The organism is Streptomyces djakartensis, assembly GCF_014651075.1.
Taxonomy (GTDB): Bacteria; Actinomycetota; Actinomycetes; order Streptomycetales; family Streptomycetaceae; genus Streptomyces; species Streptomyces djakartensis.
Genome location: NZ_BMWE01000048.1, coordinates 1 through 2,129 on the forward strand (window position 1 = coordinate 1; position 2,129 = coordinate 2,129).

At 72.7% G+C, this 2,129-nt stretch carries 1 protein-coding gene; it reads right to left on the bottom strand.

Features of this window, described 5'->3' with window-relative positions; all coding sequences use genetic code 11:
- Positions 1-2,129 (bottom strand): beta-ketoacyl reductase (locus IE212_RS34390; protein WP_190201921.1); only part of this gene is annotated, 2,129 nt, incomplete at both ends.

Genomic DNA, 2,129 nt, shown 5'->3' on the forward strand with positions numbered 1-2,129 from the left:
CCCAGCCGCGGTCGGTCGGGAACGTGGAGATGGCGTCGGTTCCGGAGGCCACCAGCTCCCACAGATCGTCCGGTGTGGCCACGCCGCCGGGGTAGCGGCAGGCCATGCCCACCACCGCGATCGGCTCGTCCGATGCGACGACGGTCCGAGCGCCGGCGTCGACGTGGCCGGCCGCCGCGGGCGGCTCGGTCCCGAACAACTGCTCGCCCAAGTAACCGGCCACAGCGGCCGGAGTCGGATGGTCGAACAACAGCGTGTTGCTCAGGCGCAGCCCCGTGGCGGAGGCCAGCCGGTTGCGCAGTTCCACGAGGGTGAGGGAGTCGAACCCGCCTGCCCGGAACGCCGTTTCCGCGTCGACGGCCGTGGCCGAGCCGTGCCTAAGCACCGAGGCGGCCTCCGTACGCACCAGATCCAGTAGACGGAGCTGCCGCTCGGCCGCCGAGAGCTGCGGCGACAACCAGACGGGCACGTCGTCCGGTGAGCCGTCGGCAGCGGATGCGGCGACCGCACGCGCGGCCGGGATCCTGCCGAACAACGGCAGCTGGAAGCGGCGGGATGCCGAGGACGACAGGAAGGTCTCCCAGTCCACGTCGGCGACGACCAGGGTGGTCTCGTCGGAGCGGACTGCCTGCTCCAGCAGGTCGAGTGCCTGTTCCGGCTCCAGTACGTCGATGCCGTCCCGTGCGAAGGACTTCGCCCCGGCGCCGGCCGCCATCCCGGAACCGGCCCACGGGCCCCAGGCGATCGACGTGGCGCGCTGCCCCCGCGCCCGCCGCCCGTGGGCGAGCGCGTCGAGGGCCGCGTTGGCCGCCGCGTACGTGGCCTGCCCGCCATTGCCCCACACCCCGACGATCGAGGAGAAGAGCACGAAGGCGTCCAGGTCGAGATCGGCGGTCAATTCGTCCAGATGGCGGGCGGCGGTGGCCTTGGCCCGCAGCACCGCGTCGATGCGTTCGGGGGTGAGTCCGTCGAGCACTCCGTCGTCGAGCACCCCGGCCGCGTGCAGCACAGCCGTCAGCGGGCGGTGCTCCGGGATCGTGGCGAGCAGAGAGACCAGTGCGTCGCGGTCGGCGGCGTCACAGGCCGCGACGGTGACCTCGGCGCCGAGCGCGGTGAGCTCGTCGACCAGCTCGGCCGCACCACTGCTCCCACGACGTCCGGCCAGCAGCAGATGCGGCGCTCCGGCCAGGGCGAGCCTGCGCGCGACCTGAGCGCCCAGCGCCCCCGTGCCGCCGGTGATGAGCACGGTCCCGGAAGGAGCCCAGTCGTTCCGCACGGGCCGGCCGGGCGCGGGAACCACACGACGGACGAAGACACCAGAGGCCCGTACGGCGACCTGGTTGTCCGCGGCGTTCGAGACGAGCACCCGCGCGAGCCCACGCAGCGCGGCCGGAGCGGGATCGGCGGGCAGATCCACCAGGCCGCCCCAGCGATCGGCGAGTTCCAGACCGGCGACCTGGCCCAGACCCCACAGCTGTGCTCCCCCGACGGAAGGTGCCTCGCCGGCCTGCGCCGCCACCGCACCGCGAGTGGCGAGCCACAGGGGAGCGTCCGATCCGGCGTCTCCCAGGGCCTGGAGCAGAGCCACGGCGTCGGCAAGACCGGGCTCCGCAGGAGCGAGCCACAGAACCCGGCCGCATGGCTCGGCCCCCTCACAGGCGGTTCGGAGCAGCTCGGCAATGGCCTCCCGCCCGGCGGACGCCGGTAAGTCGAGACGCTGGACGGCAGCCCCATGGGCGACGAGTTGCTCTTCGACGCCGACGAGGATTCCGGCATCCGCCGGATCGCTCCTGCCGAGGAGCAGCCAGCGCTCCGCCGAGGACACGGCGTAGTCCTCGGCCGCGGCCTCCCATGCGACGCGATAACGCAGCCGATCGGCCCCCGACGGACCACTGACCTCGGCGACCCTGACCGGCTCCATCCAGTAGCGGTTGCGTTGGAAGGGGTAGGTGGGCAGGTCGAGGTGGTGTGTGGGGGTGTGTGGGGTGTGGAGGGTGGTGGGGTGGCCGTTGGTGTGGAGGGTGGCGAGTGCGGTGGTGAGGGTTTCTGGTTCGGGGTGTTTGCGGTGGAGGGTGGGGATGGTGGTGGGGTTGTCGAGGGTGTGGTGCAGGAGGGTGGTGAGGGTGGGG